The following is a 24,493-nucleotide window of genomic DNA, read 5'->3' on the forward strand; positions in this document are numbered from 1 at the left end:
GCTAGCGTGACCAATCTCATCAGCAGATCAAGTACTAACGCTATAAATAAACTGTGTTTTGATCGCATCACAATCCCTAGGTAGGGTATTTATTCGTTAATTGCAAAATAAATAAAATAAACTTTAAAAATAACAACAAAAGTAATTTATTTTTATAACTTAATTGAATATTATTTATCCTGATTTAATTGAATTTTAACGTCTCGTATTGTATATAAAATGCTTGAGAAATAAATGAAAATAAAGCTATATAAAGAAATGCTTATTGAGAGATTTAACTCACTCTATATAAACTTATAAAATATATCAAGGTGATAATAAATTTTGAAATAGTAAATACGTAGGCGATCGCAGCCGCAGCCAAACAACGCTATGACTGAGAACAATCGGTTTTTCGAGCAAAATGTAAAGAGTCACCAACAACCGAAATTTGGAATTAAATTTTGTTAAGATTGGAGGCGACGATTAGCGATCGCCTTTTGGTGCGTGGAGACCTTAAATGCTGCGACTAGAACATATCAGTAAAATCTACCCTACTGGCGAAGTTCTCAAGGATGTTAACTGGGAAGTCAAGAGTGGCGATCGCATTGGTTTAGTTGGAGTGAACGGTGCAGGGAAATCCACTCAACTAAAAATTATTGCTGGAGAAATTGAACCAACATCAGGAGAAGTTATCCGTCCAGCTAGTCTACACGTTGCTTATTTGACGCAAGAATTTGAGGTCGATCCTGGGCGCACAGTCCGCGAAGAATTTTGGACAGTATTCAAGCAAGCTAATGAGGTGCAACAATTGCTTGCACAGGTACAGCGCGATATGGAAACTGCGACGCCTGAAGAATTAGATCGCTTGATTCATAAACTTGATCGCTTGCAACGTACCTTTGAAGCATTAGATGGTTACGGACTCGAAGCGCAAATCGAGAAGATTTTACCAGAAATGGGTTTTGAGCCAACTGACGGCGATCGCTTAGTCAGTTCTTTTAGTGGCGGTTGGCAGATGCGGATGAGTTTAGGCAAGATTCTCCTGCAAAAACCAGACTTATTGCTGCTAGACGAGCCGACAAACCATCTCGACTTAGAAACTATTGAGTGGCTAGAAAACTACTTAAAAAACCTGACCACTCCTATGGTGATCGTTTCCCACGACCGCGAATTCCTCGATCGCCTGTGTACGCAAATTGTCGAAACTGAACGCGGCGTTTCCACGACTTATTTAGGTAACTATTCTGCCTACTTACAGCAAAAGGCAGAAGCGCAAGTCGCCCAAATGAGTGCTTACGAACGTCAGCAAAAGGAGTTAGAAAAGCAACAAACGTTTGTCGATCGCTTCCGTGCCAGTGCAACACGCAGTACTCAAGCAAAAAGCCGCGAAAAACAACTCGAAAAAATTGAGCGAATTGAAGCACCATCCGCAAGTTTAAGAAGCCTTCACTTTCGCTTTCCACCTGCACCCCGTAGTGGTAGAGAAGTTGTTTTAATTAAGGACTTGGTACATATTTACGAAGAGAAAATTCTCTTTCTAGGTGCGAATCTGTTAATCGAACGCGGCGATCGCATTGCCTTTCTTGGTCCTAATGGTGCAGGTAAATCTACCCTCCTCCGCTTAATTATGGGCCTAGAACCACCTTCTGAAGGCATCGTTAAGTTAGGAAATCATAACGTCATTCCTGGTTACTTCGAGCAAAATCAGGCAGAGGCCTTGGAACTTCATAAAACTGTGATGCAAACGATTCACGATGAAGTCCCTGATTGGAAGAATGAGGAAGTCCGTACGCTGCTTGGACGCTTTTTATTTAGCGGGGACACGGTATTTAAACAAGTTGTTGCCTTGAGTGGGGGAGAAAAAGCACGGCTAGCTTTAGCAAAAATGCTTTTATGTCCAGCTAATCTACTAATCTTGGACGAACCGACGAACCATCTAGATATTCCTGCAAAGGAAATGCTGGAAGAAGCAATTCAACATTATGACGGAACAGTGATTATCGTTTCTCACGACCGCTATTTTATCTCTCAGGTAGCAAACAAAATAGTTGAGATTCGCGATGGAGAATTTCGGCTGTATAACGGAGATTATCACTATTATTTGGAGAAAATAGCCGCTGAAAAAGAACAAGTACGATTAGCCGCGATCGCTGCTGAAAAAGCTGCCAAAAAAGCAGCTAAAGCAACTGCCAAACGGAAATCATAAATGCTTTCTCTACGGGGATCAAAGAAAAATAGAAGGATTTCAATGCTAAACTCAAAAAAACTGAGAATCTTGACACAAACAGCGATCCCCACTTTAAAAAGTCACCAAAGTGGCAAAAATATCTGATAATTGCAAAAATATACTTGCAGCAGCAAGTAGCAATGGTATCATTGCGGTGAGTTATATAAAGTAAAGGGCAACAAAGTTATGACCCAAGCACCTGTTGCTCCCGTGGTGCTAGTCATTTTAGACGGGTGGGGCTATCGAGAAGAAGCAGACGGTAACGCGATCGCTGCGGCTAAAGTCCCAGTAATGGATAGCCTATGGCAGACATATCCTCGAACTCTTATCAAAACTTCAGGTAAGGCAGTAGGTTTGCCAGAAGGTCAAATGGGAAACTCTGAAGTAGGGCATCTTAATATCGGCGCAGGGCGCGTTGTACCACAAGAATTAGTACGAATTTCTGATGCAGTAGAAGATGGATCAATCCACCAAAACTCAGCTCTGTTACAAGTGTGTCAAGATGTTCGCGAACGTAATGGCAAGTTACACTTGATTGGTCTTTGCTCAGAAGGTGGTGTTCATTCTCACATTAACCATTTGTTAGGATTGCTTGACTTTGCTAAAGCGCAAGGCATGGCTCAAGTATGTATTCATGCAATTACAGATGGTCGAGATACGATGCCTACAGAGGGTGTCGGTGTCATTGGGCTGATTCAAGACTATACTGCAAGGATTGGCGTCGGAGAAATTGTCACAATCAGCGGGCGCTATTACGCAATGGATCGCGATCGCCGTTGGGATCGAGTCAAACTTGCCTATGATGTGATGACTCAAGACGCAAAAGGCGATGGTCGCTCTGCTGTTGAGATTTTACAAGCTTCCTATGATGCCGGAGTTACCGATGAGTTTGTCGTTCCTCATCGTGTAGCATCAGGAGCAGTAGCATCAGGTGATGGAGTTATCTTCTTCAATTTTCGTCCAGATCGAGCAAGACAACTTACCCAAGCCTTTATCGCGCCAGCATTCGATGGTTTTGAGCGCAAAGAGAAGATTGAACCTTTATCCTTTGTCACGTTTACGCAGTACGATCCTGAGCTATCAGTGGCGGTTGCTTTTACACCACAAAACTTGAACAATATCCTAGGGCAAGTCATCTCTGAACACGGGCTTAAACAATTTCGCACTGCAGAAACCGAAAAGTATGCCCACGTTACCTACTTCTTCAATGGTGGTTTAGAAGAACCATTTGAAGGCGAAGAGCGAGAACTTGTCATGAGTCCGATGGTAGCAACTTACGATCGCGCTCCGAGTATGTCAGCTGAAGCTGTGACTGATGTCGCGACTAATGCAATTAAACAAGGCATTTACTCCTTGGTCGTGATCAATTACGCTAATCCTGACATGGTGGGGCATACAGGACAAATAGAAGCAACCGTCCAAGCACTAGAAACAGTTGATACTTGTTTAGGGCGTTTGCTAGAAAGTATCAGTCAAGCAGGTGGCACTGCTATTGTTACAGCAGATCATGGTAATGCTGAATATATGCGAGATCCACAAGGCAATCCGTGGACAGCACATACAACTAACCCTGTACCGCTGATCTTAATTGAAGGCGAACGAGCTAAAATACCAGGGTATGGTGGAGACGTCAGTTTGCGCAGTGGTGGTCGTTTGTGTGATATTGCTCCAACTATTTTGGACATTCTCCAGCTGCCGCAGCCATCTGAGATGACAGGACACTCGCTGCTAAAACCAGTCGGGGATCAGAATCAAAGAGTACGTACTCCCGTGCAATCGGCTCTATAAAGCCCGTTAGTTTTCATTTTTGGAGTTGATCGGCATGACAGTTTACAACATTGTAGAAGTCCTCTGGGTAATATCTGCGATTGGTTTAACAGTTTTGGTACTATTACATAGTCCCAAAGGAGATGGTATTGGTGCGATCGGCGGACAAGCACAATTATTTAGTAGTACTAAAAGCGCGGAAACTACACTAAATCGCGTGACTTGGACACTTGCAGTACTTTTTCTGAGTTTCACTGTTGTTCTTAGTGCTAATTGGTTAACTCAGTAACCTAGTTGCATTGATTTTATTAATGCGAATCAAGTCTGTTTTACGGCAGATTTTTATGTGGGGATTGGCTGCGATCGCAGCACTATTAGTTGTTTTACACGGCAATAGTGCTGGTAGCAATTCATTGGTTATCACAGCGGAAACACCCCAATCGCAATACAGTGAATCAGTATTTTTACCACCTTCAAAGCCACATCCTCTTCCTGCGACCTTAGCTCAGTGGTACGATCAAACTAATAGTGGTGATTACTTTCTAGAAGTTAAACCAACAAAAATTGGTTACTTGATCTGGTCGCAATTTCCGATTAAGGTTTATATCCAACAGCCACAACCAGAAAGTAGCGATGCGCATATCCTACAAAGCTGGGCACATGAAGTTTTACAGGCAATTCAAGAGTGGAGCGTCTATCTACCTTTGCAAGTGATAGCACAACCCGAAAGCGCTGATATCAAAATTATGCGCTCATCTCCTCCCTTGAGAATTGCTCCTAATCAAATGCCACGGGCACGTTCTGCGGAAACAAGTTACGAGTTTTATATTAACAGCAACAACTTATTATCACATCGTTGCTCTATTTTGCTAAGTCCTAGTCAAGCAGGTCAGTATCTCCAAGCCGCAGCACGGCATGAGTTTGGTCATGCATTAGGAATTTGGGGACATAGTTCATTACAAAGTGATGCGTTATACTTTGCTCAAGTACGCAATCCGCCCCTAATCTCTGCTAGAGATGCGAACACGCTCAAGCGTATCTACGAACAACCAACACAATTAGGATGGTCATTACAGAGACGTAGAGCTGATATCAACTCGTAATACTCTCTTCTCCTCTGTCCTACTTCTTCACCTTACAGGCAAAGCACTGCCTTGCCCCTCTCCTTATGCTCCGCGACTCAAATGAAAATGTTGTTGCTCCAAAACTTGAGCATACAGCTTCTCTACCTGAGTAATGTTTTGGCTAAGCGTATAGCGTTCTACAACTCGCTGACGTGCTTTGTCACCTAATAAAGTAGTTAACTCAGGGTGGTCTTGAAAAAGTGGCAGCAAGGTTCGTAGCTGCGATTCTACCCGACGTGGAGTGAGAATAACACCAGCACCACCTTCTAAAACTTCTCCATCTGCACCAACATCAGTTGCTAAGCAAGCAATACCGCAAGCCATAGCCTCTAGCAGGGAAATCGAAAGTCCTTCGACCAAAGATGGCAAAATAAATACGTCACAACCTCGGAGAATTTCAATTCGCTGTTCTTCTTCTGCAATAAAACCAAGCCAATGAATACCATGTTCAGAACCATAGAATGGTTCTAGCGAGGCTGTTAAAGGACCATCACCCACAATGAGCAATTTACTCTGTGGATGCATTTCTGAATACTTCCAGGCGCGTAGCAATGGCTCTACATTTTTCTCTGGAGCAAGGCGACCTTGGTAAATAAATAAACGCTTGGCGTTGAACCTTGCTTTGATTTTCGATGAGCCAGGAGAGTATTTATGAATTTCTACTCCATTGGGGATGACAGCAATATTTTCTGGTAAGAGTCCCAATCGAGATAATAACTCACGCTGCACCTGAGAAAAAACGATGACGCGATCGTAATTCACCAGAAATGGAGCATAGAGTTGGTAAGCCAAAAGCTGTGTTCCCGATTTCAGCTTCGCTCCCTTGCCAGCAAAAGGAGTATGAAAAGTTGCAATCAGTGGCAAATTCAATTCTCCACAGATATCTGGTAAGAGAAAGTCAAGTGGGGACAATGTTAATGACGCATGCACTAAGTCAGGTTTGAGTTGCCGTAAAGATTGACTCAAGACCTTGGCAGCTTTGAGAGTTGGAATTGTATAAACTTGTGATTTGTACAGAAATGGCAAAGAAACTTCTGGACAATCGGGCCAGTTATCTGGCTCTGCCTCCTCTTGAGCAAAGTGAAGAAAGCTGACTTGATGTCCCCGTTCCAACAAAGCATTGGTGACTTCTCGGCTATACGTGACATTGCCACAAAAGGGTGATTTTTTTCCAATCCAGGCAATATGCATTCAGGTTGAGGTGCGATTTTCTCAGTTAAGTAAGCATGAAGGTGAGAGGCACTAAGGTACTTGTAGGCACTTGGGTGGGGACAGAAATACGCCAGCATCAAATTTTGATTGGCTAACGAGTTATTTTTGCTTACGCCTTGTGTCTTGTACTGTTAGTCCTTTGCTCATACCTTGTTGATTAAAGTTGAGATTTTATGTCTCTGTACGGCAAATATACCAGGTTAGGATACCTCCTGCGATCGCAGCTGCGGCTAAACTCAAAAAAACTGCCTGTAATCCGATGAATGTCTCCGCTACTCCGGCTAAAGCTAGTGGTAGGGTTAAAGCAATATTGACTACATTGTTTTGCAATCCAAAAATTTTACCCCGCATTTCTGGAGAAGTTTCCTTTTGAATTGCCGTTTGCATGGGAATCGCGACTAAAGAGGCAAACCCTCCTAAAAGTGTAATCAATAGCAGTACTAATAAAAGATTTTCAGTAAATATAGCTAAACCAATCAGACACCCCGCAATTCCCATCGAGCCATAAAGACTCAGTTGAATCGCAGCAAAGCGCTGACCATATTGACCTAAAAGTGTTGCACCAGCAGCAATTCCCACACCTCCAGCAGCGAGTAAAAAGCCAAACTGAGAAGATTTCAGCCCAGGAATAACTTCAGCCATGCGCACAGCCAAAACAGCAAGTGCTGCAAAAATTGAAAACAAGATCACCAGTTGAATTAAAGCAGTACGAATCCGGTGATTTTTTCCCAGATATTGGAATCCATCACGCAAATCTTGCCAAACGTGAGGAGATTCTTGCTCGAATCGACGCTCTTTTTCTCCAGTCTTCAACAGCATAAGCAAGCAACCAGCGATCGCATAACTACCACCAACGACGAGTTCTTTGCCAATTTCAGACCCAAATTGCATTGTCACTGCATCAGCAATTGCAAGTAGCGGTTCACCTACAGCAAACCCAACAACAACTAATGCCATCATTGTTGTGGTGTACAAAGAATTTGCTGACAATAAATGACGCCGTTCTACTATCAAAGGAATTGCAGCCTGCTCTGCTGGAGCAAAAAATTGTGTCAACGTAGAAACTAGAAAAGACAATGCCAATAAAATTGCAAAACCTGTTGGTAGGCTACCTACTGCGTTCCAGTCCTGAGTCATCCATAAAAGTACTGGAATTGCTAGAACCAAGCCACCACGTAATAAATTGGTGACTACTAGCACTGCTTTTTTTGACCATCTATCTACAAACACACCTGCAACTGAACCAAACAATACTGCAGGAATTGTAAAAGCCATCATAATTGCTGATACCCAACCGCTGATACTTTGATTGCTAGCTTGGAAACGACTGGAAATAATCGCAATCATTAAGACTAAATAAACTTTATCTGCCAGCTGAGAAAAAACTTGACCGCTCCATAAAGCAAGGAAATTGCGATTTTTTAAAACAGGCAAAAAACCTAATTCTTCTAGTTCATTATCAACTGACGTTGTTGCTGTAGAATCTTCTATAATATCCTGACTGTTGTGTCTAGGAATACTATTGCTAACTCCTCGATCGACTTGGCTTCCAGAACTGCTCGTCGTGTTTTCTTGTGAAACTTGATAAACATAGGATATATCCGGAGGTTGACGATCAGATGAATCCTTACACCTATGGATACTATTGCAGTTAGGAGATGGTAAAAAATTTGTATTAAGATTAGACGGTTGCATCATCATTTGTAGAAGTCGGCAAAGCAAAATAACTATCGATTAGGGCAGCAGAGCGAATTGGGCGACCGAAATGATACTGAGCATATTGTCGTAAAATTTGCTCAATGAATATCCAGTTAACATCTGTATTAGTGTCTGTTGTTAATGCTTTGAGTTGATTTAACTCAGCTTGGGATAGCTGTTGTAATATGGTCAGTTCTTGAGAATCAATCCGGCTAATTAACATAGGTGTCTCTTGCCGATGCACAATCGTCTGATAGCTTTGCCCATGCTCTGTTACACTTCTTGGTTGAGGAGTGGTTTTGGTTGGATAAGTTCCATCAGAAGCAGCACCGTAAGGTTCTGCGCTCGTGCTTACCAAACCAGTTTTAGGTGATATGTTGCGCCCCTCCTTTTGCATGCGTTCCAGTGCAGTTAAACTGACAATTCCACCTGCAGCAGCACTAAATCCTACTTGCCACTGCGAATTGCTGAAGTCGGGTTTTAACGAAATTCCGCTTAAACAACAACTTTGCACTTGAGGGGCAATTCCTGCGAGTGCAAGCAAGTGAAAAACTGCATGGCACAGATGGGCGATCGCCAAACGCGGCTGATTTTTAGGTAGTTTTTCTAATCTACTCAGATGTTCGCTAAGTAAACAAAATAGCTCGTCTTGCGGTTGTTCGCTTAATGCTTGATACAAAGTCATTTCTGCCAAGTATTGACTAGCAGCTAACTTACCAAGATCTTGATTTAAACCTGGGTATGATTCCTGGGTTTCGGCTTGTGTAATTTTATCAAGCGATCGCCCTTTAGCAATTAACAATTCATTAACAACAAACAAGCCACTTCTGCCACTTAAGCTGGAATTGTGTTTTCGCGAACCAGGCGCTACTGCTCTAATTAAACCAAACTCGCGCGTTAGGATCGTCAGCAATCGATCTGATTCACCTAATGCCATACTTTTCAGATTTATCCCAGTGGCTTTGTAAGTTCGACTCATAAATTAGGTGCTAAGGGCTAGAGATAGAAAATCAATTGTCAATAACGATAAGGCAACAATCCTCTTAGTTACTGATGATTTCCTGATCTATATCCAGGTTATCGCGTTGGCGAATCAATTCTGGGCCTCGCGAGGTTCCTAATCGTGTCGCACCGGCTAAAATTAACTCAAACGCTTGTTCAATTGTACGAATTCCGCCGGACGCTTTAATTCCGATACGATCTCTGGCAACTTCTTTCAAAAGTCGCACATCTGCAACTGTCGCACCTCCATGCCAACCAGTACTCGTTTTTAAAAATGCCGCTCCAGCATCCATACATATTTCTGCGGCAAGGCGTTTTTCTGCATCTGTCAGCAAGGCAGTTTCTAGAATAACTTTGACAGTTCTACCCACTTCACAAATCTCAGCAATTTCCCGATGTAATTGCTCGGTTTTACCCGTTTTGATCCAGCCGAGGTTAAGTACAACATCTAATTCTGTTGCACCATTGTCTACTGCTTCTTGTGCTTCATAAAGCTTTACATTTGAGGTGGTAGCGCCTGTCGGAAATCCAATCACAGTACAAACTCGCGGATTTTTTCCGCGTAGCAGTTCAGCCGCCTGGCGCACATGAGTGGGGTATACGCATACTGCTGCAAATTGAAAGCGATCTGCTTGTTCGCACCACTGTTGCACTTGCTCTGAAGTTGCTGTGGGATGTAGGAGCGCGTGATCGATTAATGGCGCAATATCTATATCTGGATAATCAGCAGCCATCATTTATCTCCGAACAAAGTATATTTTGGTCAGAATCTTAAGGAAATTTAAAATCTTAAGCTCAGAATACCTTAAAACTAGCGATCGCAAAGCAAAAAATTTTTAATACACGGATAATCTTCCATGTCCCTTTAGTAATTTCTCTGTGCATTCATCTACATCAAAAGTCATATAGGCAGCCTCTTGCTTGAAAAATCCCCCGAATCAAAGAAGATTTTCTTTGAGAAGACATCACTATATGCTGGATTTTCTCTAATAGAGTCATAGACTGCTGCAATTTATTTACGACCAAAATCAGCAGGAATTTCACCCCAATATGCCGTATTCCACTTTAAAATAGGATTAGTATATTCATTATTTTCTAACCACTTTAATCCTCTTTCTACCAAGTCAAAAATTTCTTTATTGCTATCCCTTTTTACCAGTTTTGTTCTGACTTTCTTGTTCTCAACCCAAAGAATAGCAGTTTCTGAATCAGAATAAATAGGCAGATGACTTCCTTGATTTTTTAGATAAGCAAGAGCATGAACAATAGCTAAAAACTCTCCAAGATTATTCGTGCCATTTGCCATTGGACGTTTATGAAAGATTATCTTGCGTGTTGCTGTATGCATCCCTCTGTATTCAACCTCACCAGGATTACCAATACACGAAGCATCAACACAAACGCTATTTATAATGAATTCATTTGCTGGTAAGATTTTATTTTGTGTTTTCCACAAGTTTACTTCCTTCGGTTCAACTTGAAAAAGTAGCGCTCGATCAGTCAGCCCTAACGCTGCTTCTGCTTCTTCTCTAGTCTTGAAAGATTTATATAGTGCACCACTAAAACCTTTAATTTGTTCTTCACATGCTGCCCAGCTTGTAAATATTCCTATCTCTCTACCTTTAAAAACTGCATAGTACTTCTTGGTTGTCATTTTGTTCCTTTGTAGACTTCCAAGACTAGGATTCCCCTAGTTATTAATTAATTAGCAAGTTAATTTCAGAAAATTACCCTATCAATAAGTTTCAAACTGCTCACTGACGAGCTTACACTAACGCAACCTACTAAAATTTCTTTATTTAAATGTGTAGTATTACGTAATTAATCATTGATGGCAATTAGTGAATAGCATTCTATTACCCTCATCGGACAAAATTCCTCATTGACCAAGATGCATGCACCTTCGCTTTATGAAACTGATTTCTATGCCTGGACTGAAGAGCAAGTCAATTTGCTTAAGAATCAGCAGTGGGAGCAAGTAGACGCCACTAACTTAATTGAGGAAATTGAGTCTTTGGGTAGGAAACAACGCCAGGAATTGCGAAATAGATTAGGAGTGTTATTAGGACATCTTTTGAAATGGCAATTTCAGTCTGAAAAACGTAATAGTAGTTAGTTAGGTACAATTCGAGAACAACGAATTGAGATTAAATTACTTTTGGCGGATAGCCCCAGTTTAAGACCATACTTAAATCAATTTTTTTTGGCTGCTTACGAACTGGGCTTAGCATTGGCAATTCGGGAAACTCGTTTAGGCGAGTAAATTTTTCCTGAAGTGTGTCCCTACACTCCAGAACAAATTATGAATCCTGACTTCTTGCCAGAACCAGATATGGTTGTAGCTTGGCGAGTGAAGTCAACCTTCGTGGACTAATAAAAAATATAGCTGTAAAAATTTTGGGGCTTCTTACAGCGGAAACGGTGTATAGTTTCCGCCTAATGCTTCGACAATAGTGCGAGTATTAGCGATAATCATTTTAATGTAAGAATCTGCATTGCTTCCTGGAGGACCTATTGAGTCTGAGTACAAAGGTTGCGTAGCTAATTCGACTCCAGCTTCTGCAGCGACAGTTTGAATTAAGGCTGGATTAATTGTTGTTTCGGCAAAAATCGTGGGAACGTTCGCGTCTCTAATAGCATCAGATAATTGCCGTACTGTCTGGGCACTGGGTTGTTCTTCGGTACTAATTCCAATTAAAGTCCCGAAGATTTCTAAGTCATAGGCATTAGCATAATATTGAAATGCATCGTGGGTGGTGACAAGCCGACGATTTTCTGGAGGAATTGTTTGAATTTGCTGAGTCACCCAAGTGTGAAGTTGCTGTAATTGTGCTGTATAGTTTGCCGCGTTTTGAGTCAAAACTTCCCGTTCTTCTGGCAATAACTCAATGAAAGCATCTCGAATCGCGTTGACGATCGCGATCGCATTTTCAACATCACCCCAAACATGAGGATCGGGAACCGTTGTTCCTTGTTCTTCTAGCTGTAGTGGTTGTATAACTTCTCCGACTGCAAGTTTCCGTGCATTAACCCCTGCAGCGTTCATAAGCCTAATCAACCCAGGCTCTAAATTATAGCCGTTATAAAGAATCAAGTCAGCTTTTTCAAAGGCAATACTATCTCGCGGAACAGGTTCATAAACATGAGGATCGTCGCCTGGTTGTAATATTCCTGTCAGTTGAATTTCTCCTCCTAATTGGGTAGCCCAGTCGGTAATAATTGTGCTGGTAGAAACAACACTGGGTTGAACATTAGTTCCAGGATCAACGCGATTAGTTATTACTGCACCACAGGCGCTCAACCACAACCCCAGTAAGAATCCAACGACAACTTGCCATCTATAGTTTCTGCCTTGCGACCGAGTCCTCACTTTCATGGAATTGATACATTAGTTTTCATATTCTTCTCATTTTTCAGCATATACTGTTTTCATATTCTTTTCATTTTTATCCTTAAACTCGTATACGTCGCTATTTCTTAGTTCATCGCCATAGAGCAAAAACATGACCCTTCTGCCCTTTCCTAACCGTGTAAAATCAAATCTACCAGCGCCAAAGGATACTTTGATGGAAGACGCAGCAATCACAGTCAGCCATCTAGGAGTTCAATATCGAAATGTCGAAGCATTGCAGGACGCCAATTTTGAGATTTACCCTGGACGAATAACTGGGATTATCGGTCCTAATGGTGCTGGTAAGAGTACTTTAATTAAAGCAATTTTAGGGCTAGTTTCGGTAAGCAGTGGCACTGTATTGTATCGAGGTAAGCCGCTCAAGACTCAGTTAGAGAAAGTCGCTTATGTTCCGCAACGCTCGATGATTGATTGGAGTTATCCTGCTACTGTGTGGGATGTCGTTTTGATGGGGCGAGTGCGTAAAGCTGGTTGGTTTCGCCGCTTTTCTCATGTTAGCCGTCAAGTGGCTGCTACTGCGTTGGAACGTGTAGGAATGAGTGAGTATCGCGATCGCTCAATCGGGCAACTCTCTGGTGGACAACAGCAACGAGTTTTTCTTGCCCGCGCTTTGGCAGAAGAAGCAGAGGTATTCTGTTTTGATGAACCACTAGCAGGCATTGATAAAAAAACTGAAGCAGTCATTTTTGAGGTTTTTCACGAGCTAGCCGCAGCAGGTAAAATTGTGCTAGTTGTCAACCACGACTTGGGTGAAGCAATTACTAATTTTGATGACCTTGTTTTATTGAATAAAGAAGTTATTGCGAGTGGTTCGCGTGCTACTGTCTTACAACCCGAAAACATGAACCGTGCTTATCGAGGACAAGTTATGTTTTTTAATGGAGAAGCAGCATGAAAAAGCTATTGGCTGCTCTGGTAATTGGGAATCGGTAATTGGTAATTGGCGATAAATTACTCGTTTTTTTTAGTAAAATACACTTACATACTGCTAATTGTTAACCTTATACTTAAACATAATTGTATTAGAAGTAAAGGTTAGGACTTTAACACTTAACAATCACAACTTTCAATTATCCTGAACCCTGACCTCTGACCTCTGCTTTATGCTAGAAGCTATTATTGAACCGTTGCAGTATGGTTTTATGCAGCGATCGCTTGTGATTGCTGTTTTGGTTGGTGTGATTTGTGCGATTGTGGGTAGCTATTTAATGGTACAACGCCTAGCGTTACTCGGAGATGCAATTAGCCATTCAGTACTACCAGGACTAGCGATCGCTTTTATACTAGGAGCAGATATTTTTGTAGGTGCTTTTATTGCAGGGGTCGTCAGTACGCTTGCTATTGCCTTGATTCGGACGCGATCGCCAATTAAAGAAGATGCCGCAATGGGAATTGTTTTTTCTGCCTTTTTTGCGTTGGGAATTACGTTAATTACTATTGTGCAGAAAACGAATAAAATCGACCTCAACCATTTCTTATTTGGTAATATTTTAGGCGTTACTTCTCAAGATGTTTGGAATACAGCGATTATTTCTTTATTTGTGATTGCTGTTGTTTTTTTACTCTACAAAGAATTATTGTTTTACACTTTTGATCCTGTAGGCGCGCAAGCAGCAGGATTACCTGTCAATCTCCTCAATTTTGGCTTGATGGTGTTAATTGCTTTGACGATTGTAGCGAGTCTTACAGCAGTTGGTGTCATTTTAGTTTTAGCACTATTAATTACGCCAGGAGCAACAGCATACTTACTTGTCAAGCGCCTTAATCAAATGATGATTTTAGGGGCATTTATTGGTATTGTTGCTAGTATTAGTGGCATGTATCTTAGCTATTTTTATAATTTACCTTCGGGTCCAGCGATTGTTTTAGTAGCATCTGGCATTTTTGTACTAGCACTATTATTTAGCCCAAGTCAAGGCATCCTAACCTATCCACAGTCTAATTCACAGGGATGGGCTTTTTGGAAAGAAATTAAGAATCTACTGCGATCGCGTTCTTAAGTCAATTAGCTAACAGTTTTAGTCTGCTGGTAATGATATCTGGTTGAGAATAACTCCTACTTCTTCCATACCTGCGGAATTGTTTTGCATAGCATAAAGTTCTCTTGCTCTTTGCAGCGATGCAACTGCTTGGGAAACTTTCCCTTGACTCCAAAACGCAACTCCTAAGTTTTGGCGAGAGACTGGATCGTTTGGGTTAATCTGAATAGCACGATTAAACGCGGCGATCGCCTCAGCAAATTTACCTTGACTTCCAAGTGCAATTCCCAAATTGTTGTAAGTTTCAAAATTCCGAGGATTAATTTCGATAGCATGATTAAACGCAGCGATCGCCTCAGCAAATTTGTTTTGATTACCTAGCGCTAGCCCAAGATTGTTATGGGCGTTTTCATATTCAGGATAAACGGAGATAGCACGATTAAACGCGGCGATCGCTTCAGCTAACCTTCCTTGTTCTGCTAATTCAACTCCTTGGTTATTGTGAACTTCTGCTTGCTGTAAGTTTTCACTAGATTGCAATGCCACTTTAATAGGATCTAGCGATAAACTTGGTTGAGTCCATGTAAAAACACTGGCAGTTCCTATCGCAAGACATAATCCAGCAAGAATACAAGGCTTTTTCATAAACAACTCCGCTTCGAGATACAGATGAGTATTGGTATGAAACGAGCTTTTTTATTCTTCTAGCTTAACTGGTTTGGAATAGCTACTTCTGATAACAAGTTCCACTAGTTTTTCGTTTTGGGACGTACATTAGATACTTCTTGCTCCCTACTTCTGGAAGGTGCGATCGCGTTAAGATAACAAAAGTTCACAATTTAAGGGTGTTATGGCAGTTAAAGTTGGAGACACGGCTCCTGATTTTACTCTTCCTTCTCAATCGGGTGCATCAGTTAGCCTCAGTGACTTTCGTGGGAAATCTGTCGTTTTGTACTTTTATCCTAAGGATGACACGCCAGGATGCACAAAAGAATCATGCGCCTTTCGCGATCAGTATGAAGTTTTTCAGAATGTTGGCGCAGAAGTTATTGGTGTAAGTGCTGACTCTCCCGACTCGCATCAACGATTTGCAGCTAAATATCAATTACCTTTTACACTTTTAAGTGACACTGGCAACCAAGTCAGAAAGTTATATGGCGTTCCTGCAACCCTCGGTTTATTACCAGGAAGAGTAACTTATGTTATCGATCAACAGGGAGTTGTCCAACATATTTTTAACTCCCAGTTTAACTTTCAAGGTCATGTTGACCAAGCGTTGAAAACTTTGCAACAGATAGGGGCGAGAGGCTAGTTGTTAGTTTTGAGTTTTAAGTTTTGAGTTTTGAATTGAATCCTAAAGAGTTTTGGAAAGCGCTCATAGTTGGGAGGCATTTATTTTAAGTTTTGAATTAGAAGAATTTTCTTAACTCAACACTCAACATTCATAACTTTACTTACTTAAACTCAACACTCATAACGTCTCTACTCCCCTGCGTTAAAATTCTGCAAAGTTATCACTGATGATGTGCTTTTTCCGCTGGTGATGCACTCTCAGTGTTACCATTTTTGCTGTTCCCGTTACTGTTGCGCGGTTGAATCACGCCATAACCACCGTGGTTGCGTTCGTAGATGACGTTAATTTCTCCTGTTTCGGCATTGCGGAACATATAAAAGTCGTGATCGACTAGTTGCAACTGTTCCAACGCTTCAGTGATTGTCATTGGTGGCATAGCAAAGTATTTGGTTCGCACTACTTCTTCAGGAAGTTCAGGAGTGCGATCGCCAATGAGATCTTCTACAACAGGTGGTGGTTCTACTGCTATACTCGTCTTCTCCGGAACTTGTGTCTTCTTATCGTGGCGCTTCTCTTTGTATTTTCGGAGTTTCCGTGCAATCTTATCAGCCACCATGTCGATACTAGCGTATAAATTCTCACTACTCTCCTCGGCACGAATTACACTTCCGTTGGCGTAAATCGTCACTTCTGCGGCTTGCTTGTCATTGATGCGTGGATTGCGTGCTACAGATAAATGCACATCCACTTCGTTAGTTAAATTTTGAAAGTGATTTACTGCCTTTTCAATTTTCTGATGTACATATTCGCGAATTCCATCAGTAATTTCAATGTTTTTGCCGTGGATGACTAGTTTCATATTCAATTCTCCGGCTGGCGTACTATCTAAAACGAAACGAAATTAGCAAGGGGAAAGACTACTTTTTATAACAACAAATTGTCGCTTGAGCTACTAAGTACTAAAGCATAAGTTTCACTTTTTTAGTCTTCGAGCACAAACCCAAAATTGGTTGCTATTTTTACCACACTTTTTACTACATAAGACTATTAAACCTTATGGTTGTGACGAGAATGATATCTTTGGCTATATGAATTTGCTTGCTTCGCTTTCTTGAAGTTTTCTGCATAAGACATCTTTTATGAGGTTTTCTATTATGCATTAACTTCCTCTCAAAACGTCAATAGTTTGCATATCATCTCTCAATGTTAGCAGGCGTAGTTATGTAAGAAGCAATTTCCTCCGTGTCCATTTGAGGTTATATATTTACCTTAACACTTTGTATTCTGCCAAACATAACACTTTGATACTCTCTTTAAGAACCTTTGCAACTTTTGACATTTCTTGATTTCACGATTTGAAAACGAAATAAACTGTCTTGATAATTAAGCTTAAATTCTGCTATGTTACTGGATAAAAAGAAATTATTTCACACCTGCGTTGTGAACCAAAGTCGCAAATGTTTGCTATATAAAGCAGGAACCGTGCCCTACAAAACAGCATGGGAATGGCAGCGATCGCTCTTACAACAGCGCGTTAACAATTCCGATTCTGAGGATGTCTTGATTTTGCTCGAACATCCGCCAGTGTATACTTTAGGACAAGGCGCTAATCCCAAATTTATTAAATGTGAGTTTGACAAAAGTACATATGACGTGTATATAGTTGAACGTGGCGGCGAAGTAACATATCATTGCCCTGGTCAACTCGTCGGCTATCCAATTCTAAATCTGCAACATCACTGCAAAGATTTGCACTGGTATCTCCGTCAGCTAGAAGAAGTATTAATTCGTGTATTAGCAATTTATGGATTGCACGGAGAAAGATTACCAGGCTTAACTGGTGTTTGGCTTGAAGGCTATAAAGTTGCAGCAATTGGGATTAAAGTTAGTCGCTGGGTGACAATGCACGGATTTGCTTTAAATATATGCCCTGATATGACAGGCTTTCAACGGATTATCCCCTGCGGGATTTCTGATAAACCTGTTGGCAGTTTATCTCAGTGGATTCCTGACATTACTTTAGAACAAGTGCTTCCACACGTCACTCAAGCTTTCGCTGCAGTCTTTCATTTCAACCTGATCGAAGTACATTTTAATTTAGATTTTCTTACCCCTCACTCCTCACCCCTCACTCCTCACCCCTTCATTCAATCGACTTAAAAAAGCCCGCAAGCGATCGCTTTTTGGATGCGTTAATACTTCACGCGCTGCACCTTGTTCTTCGACTTGACCTTGATTCATAAACATTACCCGATGAGCAACTTCCCGTGCAAATTGCATTTCATGGGTAACGACTACCATTGTCATGCCATCAGCAGCAAGTTGTTGCATCACTTGCAAAACTTCGGATACAAGTTCGGGATCTAAGGCGCTGGTTGGTTCATCAAATAGTATCACCTGCGGATTCATACACAAACTGCGGGCGATCGCAACGCGTTGCTTTTGTCCTCCTGAGAGTTGTTCGGGGTACGCACTTGCTTTATCAAACAACCCGACTTTTTCTAAATACAATCCTGCAAGTTGGGCGCTTTCTTTCGGGGATTTACCTAATACCTTACGCTGCGCGATTGTCAAATTCTCTAGTACACTCAAGTGCGGAAACAAGTTAAATTGCTGAAATACCATTCCTACTTGCGATCGCAATTGTCGCAGTTGGCGATAATTCAATTTGGATTGAGATAAATCCATGCCATTGACAATCAATCGCCCACCATCAATTGCTTCAAGACGATTAAAGCAACGCAATAGCGTACTCTTGCCACAACCTGATGAACCAATAATGGCAACAACCTCTCCACGGTGAATTTCACCACTAATTCCTCGCAGTACCCGCAGCGAACCAAAGTTTTTTTCAATATTCTCAAACGCAATTGCAGCGGTGGAGTTGACCATATCCCTGTCTCACAAGGCGAAGTTTTGTAGAAATTATTTCAGATGCATCACAGTTGATTGTAATCTTGTCTACATCCGAGTCAACCTACTTGAGATTGAATATTACATTTAGGACGCAGAAATACCGAGGAGAAAGGCAATATGGAGGGATCATTAAGGCGTTGGCTGCGTCTAGGTGTGGTAGTTGGGTTGTGTTGTTTGCTGTTATTTGCAGGTTGTAGCAATAATTCCGGTTCCTCTGCTGCTGGTAGAACCTTAACAGTTGCTGTTGAAGGGACATATCCTCCATTTGAGTTTCAGTCCCCAGATGGAGAATTACAGGGTTTTGATGTTGACTTGATGAATGCGATCGCCCAAGAAGAAGGATTTACAATTCAATATCAAAATCTGCCGTTTGCAGGGATGATTCCCGCATTACAAGCGCGTACAATTGACGCTGCGATTGCGGCGATGACGATTACCGAAGAACGTGCCAAAACCGTTTCTTTCTCGCGTCCTTATTTCAAATCAGGACTCGCGATCGCTACCAGTGTGAATAATCAAGATATTACTAGTTTTGAGTCCCTCCAAAATCGACGCATTGCAGTTCAAATCGGTACGACTGGGGCGCTAGAAGCTGCAAAAATTCCTGGGGCGCAAGTTCGTAGCTTTGATGACGCGCCGACAACTTTACGCGAATTACTCAACGGTAATGTTGACGCGGTACTCCACGATCAGCCTGTCATTTTATACGCCATTCAAACAGGTAACGTCCAAGGAGTCCGAGTTGTTGGCGATCTCTTGACTGAAGAATATTTTGGTATCCCCACCCCAAAAGGATCGCCAAATTTAGCGCTCATCAATCAAGGATTAACAACTTTACTCGAAAACGGCACGTATAACCAAATTTATCAAAAGTGGTTTGGTGTAGAACCGCCTCCCTTACCCGAAAGACTGCCTTTCCAAGACGAAACTGCAACAGGTGGCGCACCCTTTATCTTAACTGCAGTTAACGTCATTGTGCGAGCATTACCCTCTTTACTGCGTGGTGCTTTAATCACCCTACAACTGACGGCTTTTTCTGTCGTCTTGGGTATGATTGCAGGTTCTCTAATTGGAATTATTCGACTTTCTAAAATTTTGCCAATTCGTTGGGCTGCTAGAGCATATATCGATTTCTTTCGCGGTACGCCCTTGCTAGTCCAGATTTTTATGATCTACTTCGGCATACCTGCGATCGCTCAAGAATTAGGTTTTACTTTTAATCTCAATCGTCTCGCCGCCGCTGTACTTGCCTTAAGTCTCAATAGTGCAGCTTACATTGCCGAAATTGTCCGTGGTGGAATTCAATCAATTGACACTGGACAATCAGAAGCTTCACAGTCGCTAGGCATGAGTTCGGTGCAAACGATGCGTTACATTATCTTTCCCCAAGCTTTCCGCCGCATGTTACCTGCTTTGGGCAATGAGTTTATTAGCTTGCTAAAAGATACCAGTTTGGTTGCGGTAATCGGGTTTGAAGAACTGTTCCGCGAAGGTCAACTCATTGTTGCAGAAAATTATCGCTCGTTTGAAATTTATGCCACCGTTGCTGTAATTTATCTTTGCCTAACCTTATTATCTTCGCAAGTCTTCAGCTACTTTGAGCGATGGATGAATCCTGCCATACGTTCTCGCCGCAAGGCTCGTGCTTAATATCATTTTGCTAAGAGTTATCGCACGTAATCTAGTAGAAGTGTTGAGGAAACAAAGGTTTCTACCATCCTAATTCTTGTATTATTTCACCCGCAGATTTTATCGGTTACTTTGCGTTTTTATCCAAAATTTATGATATGAGCCAAGAGTAAGCGCAATGTCAGAAGCACAATCCTTAATTGTTGACTTTACTCAAGAAGATAATGTCTTACAGATTTTACCCCGCCCACCGCTGCGATCGAGTGAAAACTTAGGGTGGAATGGTATTTATGTCCAACAACATTATCAACCTGCTTGGGAAACGCCTGAGTATGCTCACATTAGGCATATGCTTTTAATTCATAGTCCTGATTTAATAGTTCAAGCAGAACGATGGTTTGACGGGCGTAGACAGCAAGAGCAATTTGGGGGTGGAAATAATATTGCGATTGTTCCCGCAACAGTTCAGCACCAAGCAAACTGGAATCAGGAAAGCCCCTTTTCTTTGGTATTTATTGAGCCGAATTACTTAATTCAAATCGCTCGTGAATCAGTAACAATTGAGCGTATTGAACTGATTCCGCAATATGCAATGCACGATCCGTTTGTTGCTCAACTGGGGCGATCGCTGAGTGCAGAACTCGAATCTAGTCATGTCGGTAGTCGATTATTTGCAGACTCGTTAGCGATCGCGCTTTCGATTCACCTAATAAGACATTACTCAAACTGGCAGCAGCCGTTACGCGAGGATAACGGAGGATTGCCGCAGCGCAAACTGCACCAAGCAATAACATACATCCACGAACACTTGACACAAGATTTATCTGTTACTGCGATCGCTGATGAATTAGAGATGAGCCAATACTATTTCTCTCGCTTATTTAAGCAATCAATCGGTGTATCGCCATACCAGTATGTGATGCAGCAGCGAATTGAGCAAGCCAAGAACTTATTGAGAACAACTTCGCTTTCAGTTGCTGCGATCGCCGCGCGAGTAGGTTTTTCCAATTCCAATCAACTCGCAATTCAATTTCGCAAGTTCACAAACACAACGCCCAGCAACTACCGCCGACAACTTTGATGACAAGTTTGCGCGCGAGAGCAAGATTTCGATAAATTTTGCAAGAATTGACGATCAATCTTGATTTTTTCTTGAGGAAATTTAGATGAGAACGAATTGTTGCTAAGTTTCACTAATGCTCTTAGCAGATACCTATAGGAATTACCATGACTGCAACCGCAAACCAGTCAATTGCCATTCCGAATCCGCCGATCAAACAAGCCAAACTCTATATTAATGGACAATGGCGATCGGCATCCGATGGCAAAACTCGCCCCACGATTAGCCCGATTACAGAAGCTGCGATCGCAGACATTCCCCAAGCTTCAGCACAAGACGTAGAGGATGCAATTCTAGCAGCCCGTCGCGCCTTTGATGATGGACCTTGGGCAAAAATGACTGGGCACGAGCGACAGCAAATCCTCACCCGTGCTTCCCAAATCATGGAGCAATACGCCGATGATTTGGCACTTTGTGAGACGCTTGATATGGGTAAGGCAATTCACTTTGCCAAGACGATCGATGCTCGTTTAATTGCTGATTTATTACGCTACTACGCGGGCATGGCTCCCGAAATCGATGGCGCAACTCGTCCAGTTTCTCCTCCACCAGATTGCACTTTGAAGCACGTCACAATCGTGCGAGAACCGTTAGGAGTCGTTGCCGCAATCACGCCGTTTAATTTCCCACTTCTGCTTGCCGGAACAAAAATCGCCGCTGCGCTTGCCGCAGGTAACACGGTGATTCATAAACCTGCAAGTGCCACGCCTTTGTCTGCGATCAAACTGGCAGAAATCTTTGAAGAAGCTGGGCTTCCCGCTGGTGTATACAACATGATTACAGGTTCGGGTAGTCAAGTCGGCGATCAATTGGTCAAACATCCTGCAATCAACAAGATTAGCTTCACCGGCTCAACAGAAGTTGGGATTGGCATTATTCGCAATAGTGCAGACACACTGAAAAAAACCACAATGGAGCTTGGCGGTAAATCTGCCAACATCGTGTTTGCGGATGCAGATTTAGAAAGCGCGATCGCTAATGCTTTCTTTGGCATCTTCTACAACAAAGGTGAGATTTGTACGGCAGGATCGCGCTTGTTGCTAGAGCGCTCGATTCACGATGCAGTCGTAGATGGATTAATTAAGTACGTCAGTCAAATTAAAATGGGGAATCCGCTTGATCCAGATGTACTTTTTGGTCCGTTGGCCGATGCCGGACAACTCAAGAAAGTGATGCAATATGTAGAGTATGGTAAACAGGATGGCGCTACCTTAAAGTATGGCGGTGAGCGCTTCTACCCCGATGGCAGCAATGGCAAAGGATATTACTTTCAGCCTACTATCTTTACAAACGCCACCAATGAGATGCGAATTGCTCAAGAGGAAATCTTTGGTCCGGTACTGACTGTGATTCCGTTTGATACTGAGGAAGAAGCGATCCGCATCGCGAATGGCACAACCTACGGATTAGCTGCTGCGGTGCATACTCGTGACATTAAAAAAGCCTTGCGAGTGGCGAACGCAATGCAAGCAGGAACTTGCTGGATCAATTGCTATAACGTCTATGACGTTTCCGTTCCATTCGGAGGCTACAAATCATCAGGATTTGGGCGTGAATGTGGCAAAGAAGTCATGGAAAACTATACCCACACAAAATCAATCTGGATCGATTTGAGCTAATGAGACGGATGATATCAAGGAAGAAAAAGCAATTGCTTTGGCCATCACTTGATAACGCTCAACGTGAGGTACTCGGTTTTGGTTTCCAAGAGTTCATTGAATAAGGAAATGCGATCGCGCTGCTGACTTTCATGACTTGTGTAATTCTGCCACGCATGACAAAGTTATTTGCATCATATTCCAAACCGAAGTGTAGTTTGATGACCGTTGCGAATCTTGGAACTGCGACTATGTAAGCGATCAAGAACAGGAGGCTTAACTATTATGACGATTCTTGTCACTGGCGCAACTGGAAACATTGGCGGAGAAGTGATTCATCATCTTCTGAACAAAAACGCCACAATTAGAGGATTGGTACGCGATCGCAAAAAAGCAACCAAACTACAATCTCAAGGCGTTGAACTTGCCCAAGGTGATTTTTCACAACCCGACAGTTTAGATGCGGCTTTGCAAGGAATTGAAACTGCCTTTCTTGTGATGCCCAACGATCCGCGCCAGGTTGAATTAGAGTGCAATTTTATTGATTCAGCAAAACGCGCCGGAGTTCGTCATATTGTGAAACTATCGGTATTACGTTCCGGCGAACTTCCTAGCGCATTTCAGCAATGGCATCGCCAAATTGAAGAACATCTAGAAAAATCAGGCATGAGTTGGACTCATCTTCGTCCAAATATGCTCATGCAGAATATGCGTTGGTTTACTTCCGCGATCGCTCAACAAGGTGCGTTCTATCACTCAGTAGGAGACACAAAAATCTCTCATGTCGATGCACGAGACGTAGCCGCCGTAGCCGCTGTTTGTTTGAGTGAATCCGGACATGAAAATCAAGCTTATGATTTGACGGGATCTGAAGCGGTTTCCTTTGCTCAAGTTGCCGACTATTTTGCGAAAGCCCTCAACAAACCCGTGCAGTACATTAATGTTGCGCCTGCTGATTTGAAAGCTGCACGACTCGCGAATGGGGAACCAGAATGGTATCTCGATGCAGAAGCTCAGTTATTTGAGTGTTGGCAAGCGGGAGCAGGATCAGCAGTGACTAGCACGATCGCAGATCTTTTGCATGACTCCCCCACATCGTTTGCAGCATTCGTTCAAGATTACGTCCAGTCTCACGCGCAAGACTTTTTAACAACTGTAGGAGCTTAATGATGCAATCTGCGTTTGGACTCTCTATTCCGATGACCTTAGAGGATGTTTGCCATCCTCAGAAAATGGCGCTTCTAGTCTACGATATGCAAGTTGGCATCGCGCAACAGCTACCTAATGCCGTCGAATTTATTCAGCAGGTAAAGCAGGTTGTTGATGTCGCTAGATCTCACCAAATGCGAGTTTTCTTCTCGCGTCATACAACTTTGCCAAAAGAGATCGCCGGTGTTTCGCAACTCATACGAACTTGCGTTCTAAAGAACAATTAGGGTAGGGTGCAGTTAACCGAGAAACGAGCACTGTTATGGCAAGAGTCAGTCGAGTTGTAGCCCACCAGAGCGTTGAAGAAGTTAAGCAGAAGCTGGC

22 protein-coding genes and 1 pseudogene are annotated in these 24,493 nt (G+C 42.3%); 14 read left to right on the plus strand and 9 right to left on the minus strand.

The window, feature by feature from the left end:
• The first annotated feature begins 499 nt into the window (after positions 1 to 499).
• From IQ230_RS07255 to IQ230_RS07270, 4 genes are all read left to right on the plus strand, one after another.
• Entirely contained in the window at positions 500 to 2,188 is a 1,689-nt protein-coding gene (locus IQ230_RS07255) for an ABC-F family ATP-binding cassette domain-containing protein (protein WP_193931358.1), read from the plus strand.
• A 207-nt stretch (positions 2,189 to 2,395) separates the two neighbouring features.
• Complete coding sequence (gene gpmI / locus IQ230_RS07260; RefSeq protein ID WP_193931359.1) at positions 2,396 to 3,997, plus strand: 2,3-bisphosphoglycerate-independent phosphoglycerate mutase; 1,602 nt, start codon at positions 2,396 to 2,398, stop codon at positions 3,995 to 3,997.
• 34 nt (positions 3,998 to 4,031) lie between these two features.
• Positions 4,032 to 4,265 carry a preprotein translocase subunit SecG gene (secG, locus tag IQ230_RS07265; RefSeq protein WP_099701428.1) on the plus strand — a complete coding sequence of 78 codons (234 nt, stop codon included), beginning with the start codon at positions 4,032 to 4,034 and terminating at the stop codon, positions 4,263 to 4,265.
• A 22-nt stretch (positions 4,266 to 4,287) separates the two neighbouring features.
• Complete coding sequence (locus IQ230_RS07270) at positions 4,288 to 5,079, plus strand: peptidase (protein WP_228054656.1); 792 nt, start codon at positions 4,288 to 4,290, stop codon at positions 5,077 to 5,079.
• Positions 5,080 to 5,142: 63 nt separating this feature from the next.
• On the opposite strand, the gene IQ230_RS07275 is transcribed toward IQ230_RS07270, so the two are convergent.
• The 5 genes from IQ230_RS07275 to IQ230_RS07295 form a co-directional block, all read right to left on the minus strand.
• A complete protein-coding gene (locus tag IQ230_RS07275) occupies positions 5,143 to 6,291 on the minus strand; it encodes a glycosyltransferase family 4 protein (protein ID WP_193931360.1) in 1,149 nt (382 codons plus the stop codon).
• Positions 6,292 to 6,483: 192 nt separating this feature from the next.
• Positions 6,484 to 8,013 carry an MFS transporter gene (locus tag IQ230_RS07280; protein WP_407646625.1) on the minus strand — a complete coding sequence of 510 codons (1,530 nt, stop codon included), beginning with the start codon at positions 8,011 to 8,013 and terminating at the stop codon, positions 6,484 to 6,486.
• A complete protein-coding gene (gene recO, locus IQ230_RS27620) occupies positions 7,994 to 8,989 on the minus strand; it encodes a DNA repair protein RecO (RefSeq protein WP_193931361.1) in 996 nt (331 codons plus the stop codon). Before recO ends, IQ230_RS07280 begins: the two co-directional genes overlap by 20 nt.
• A 64-nt stretch (positions 8,990 to 9,053) precedes the next feature.
• Positions 9,054 to 9,746, minus strand: a complete 693-nt coding sequence (deoC, locus tag IQ230_RS07290) for a deoxyribose-phosphate aldolase (RefSeq protein WP_193931380.1) — start codon at positions 9,744 to 9,746, stop codon at positions 9,054 to 9,056.
• A 278-nt stretch (positions 9,747 to 10,024) separates the two neighbouring features.
• On the minus strand, positions 10,025 to 10,666 hold the full coding sequence (locus tag IQ230_RS07295; protein ID WP_193931362.1) for a ribonuclease H1 domain-containing protein: 642 nt from the start codon (positions 10,664 to 10,666) through the stop codon (positions 10,025 to 10,027).
• A gap of 237 nt (positions 10,667 to 10,903) precedes the next feature.
• On the opposite strand from IQ230_RS07295, the pseudogene IQ230_RS07300 reads away from it, so the two are divergent.
• Positions 10,904 to 11,275 (plus strand): annotated as a pseudogene (locus IQ230_RS07300) (DUF29 domain-containing protein).
• Positions 11,276 to 11,419: 144 nt separating this feature from the next.
• Here the strand turns inward: IQ230_RS07300 and IQ230_RS07305 are convergent.
• Complete coding sequence (locus IQ230_RS07305; RefSeq protein WP_193931363.1) at positions 11,420 to 12,388, minus strand: metal ABC transporter solute-binding protein, Zn/Mn family; 969 nt, start codon at positions 12,386 to 12,388, stop codon at positions 11,420 to 11,422.
• 190 nt (positions 12,389 to 12,578) lie between these two features.
• Here IQ230_RS07305 and IQ230_RS07310 point away from each other — a divergent pair, with 190 nt between their 5' ends.
• Both IQ230_RS07310 and IQ230_RS07315 read left to right on the plus strand, forming a co-directional pair.
• Positions 12,579 to 13,319 carry a metal ABC transporter ATP-binding protein gene (locus tag IQ230_RS07310; protein ID WP_228054662.1) on the plus strand — a complete coding sequence of 247 codons (741 nt, stop codon included), beginning with the start codon at positions 12,579 to 12,581 and terminating at the stop codon, positions 13,317 to 13,319.
• A gap of 208 nt (positions 13,320 to 13,527) precedes the next feature.
• Positions 13,528 to 14,424 (plus strand): metal ABC transporter permease, encoded by an 897-nt coding sequence (locus IQ230_RS07315; RefSeq protein WP_193931364.1) that lies wholly within the window; start codon positions 13,528 to 13,530, stop codon positions 14,422 to 14,424.
• A gap of 18 nt (positions 14,425 to 14,442) precedes the next feature.
• On the opposite strand, the gene IQ230_RS07320 is transcribed toward IQ230_RS07315, so the two are convergent.
• Positions 14,443 to 15,048 carry a tetratricopeptide repeat protein gene (locus IQ230_RS07320; protein WP_193931365.1) on the minus strand — a complete coding sequence of 202 codons (606 nt, stop codon included), beginning with the start codon at positions 15,046 to 15,048 and terminating at the stop codon, positions 14,443 to 14,445.
• Positions 15,049 to 15,253: 205 nt separating this feature from the next.
• Between IQ230_RS07320 and IQ230_RS07325 the strand changes: the two genes are divergently transcribed.
• Positions 15,254 to 15,715 (plus strand): peroxiredoxin, encoded by a 462-nt coding sequence (locus tag IQ230_RS07325; RefSeq protein WP_193931366.1) that lies wholly within the window; start codon positions 15,254 to 15,256, stop codon positions 15,713 to 15,715.
• A 202-nt stretch (positions 15,716 to 15,917) separates the two neighbouring features.
• Here IQ230_RS07325 and hpf read toward each other — a convergent pair whose 3' ends face one another.
• Positions 15,918 to 16,556: a ribosome hibernation-promoting factor, HPF/YfiA family gene (gene hpf / locus IQ230_RS07330; protein WP_193931367.1), complete on the minus strand. Its 639-nt coding sequence runs from the start codon at positions 16,554 to 16,556 to the stop codon at positions 15,918 to 15,920.
• Positions 16,557 to 17,098: 542 nt separating this feature from the next.
• Here hpf and lipB point away from each other — a divergent pair.
• Positions 17,099 to 17,857, plus strand: coding sequence for a lipoyl(octanoyl) transferase LipB (lipB, locus tag IQ230_RS07335; RefSeq protein WP_193931368.1), 759 nt, complete (start codon positions 17,099 to 17,101; stop codon positions 17,855 to 17,857).
• Here the strand turns inward: lipB and IQ230_RS07340 are convergent.
• Complete coding sequence (locus IQ230_RS07340) at positions 17,819 to 18,589, minus strand: amino acid ABC transporter ATP-binding protein (RefSeq protein WP_193931369.1); 771 nt, start codon at positions 18,587 to 18,589, stop codon at positions 17,819 to 17,821. The two genes, lipB and IQ230_RS07340, sit on opposite strands and share 39 nt — an antisense overlap.
• A gap of 141 nt (positions 18,590 to 18,730) precedes the next feature.
• On the opposite strand from IQ230_RS07340, the gene IQ230_RS07345 reads away from it, so the two are divergent.
• The 5 genes from IQ230_RS07345 to IQ230_RS07370 all read left to right on the plus strand — a co-directional run bounded on the left by IQ230_RS07345 (position 18,731) and on the right by IQ230_RS07370 (position 24,396).
• Positions 18,731 to 20,263, plus strand: a complete 1,533-nt coding sequence (locus IQ230_RS07345) for an ABC transporter permease subunit (RefSeq protein WP_193931370.1) — start codon at positions 18,731 to 18,733, stop codon at positions 20,261 to 20,263.
• A gap of 157 nt (positions 20,264 to 20,420) precedes the next feature.
• Positions 20,421 to 21,323, plus strand: coding sequence for a helix-turn-helix domain-containing protein (locus IQ230_RS07350; protein ID WP_193931371.1), 903 nt, complete (start codon positions 20,421 to 20,423; stop codon positions 21,321 to 21,323).
• Positions 21,324 to 21,469: 146 nt separating this feature from the next.
• On the plus strand, positions 21,470 to 22,981 hold the full coding sequence (locus IQ230_RS07355; RefSeq protein WP_193931372.1) for an aldehyde dehydrogenase family protein: 1,512 nt from the start codon (positions 21,470 to 21,472) through the stop codon (positions 22,979 to 22,981).
• 264 nt (positions 22,982 to 23,245) lie between these two features.
• Positions 23,246 to 24,127, plus strand: a complete 882-nt coding sequence (locus IQ230_RS07365; RefSeq protein WP_193931374.1) for an SDR family oxidoreductase — start codon at positions 23,246 to 23,248, stop codon at positions 24,125 to 24,127.
• Positions 24,127 to 24,396 (plus strand): isochorismatase family protein, encoded by a 270-nt coding sequence (locus IQ230_RS07370; protein WP_228054657.1) that lies wholly within the window; start codon positions 24,127 to 24,129, stop codon positions 24,394 to 24,396. The genes IQ230_RS07365 and IQ230_RS07370 overlap by 1 nt, the downstream gene beginning before the upstream one ends.
• Positions 24,397 to 24,493: the final 97 nt, after the last annotated feature.

The organism is Gloeocapsopsis crepidinum LEGE 06123 (assembly GCF_015207655.1).
Taxonomy (GTDB): domain Bacteria; phylum Cyanobacteriota; class Cyanobacteriia; order Cyanobacteriales; family Chroococcidiopsidaceae; genus Gloeocapsopsis; species Gloeocapsopsis crepidinum.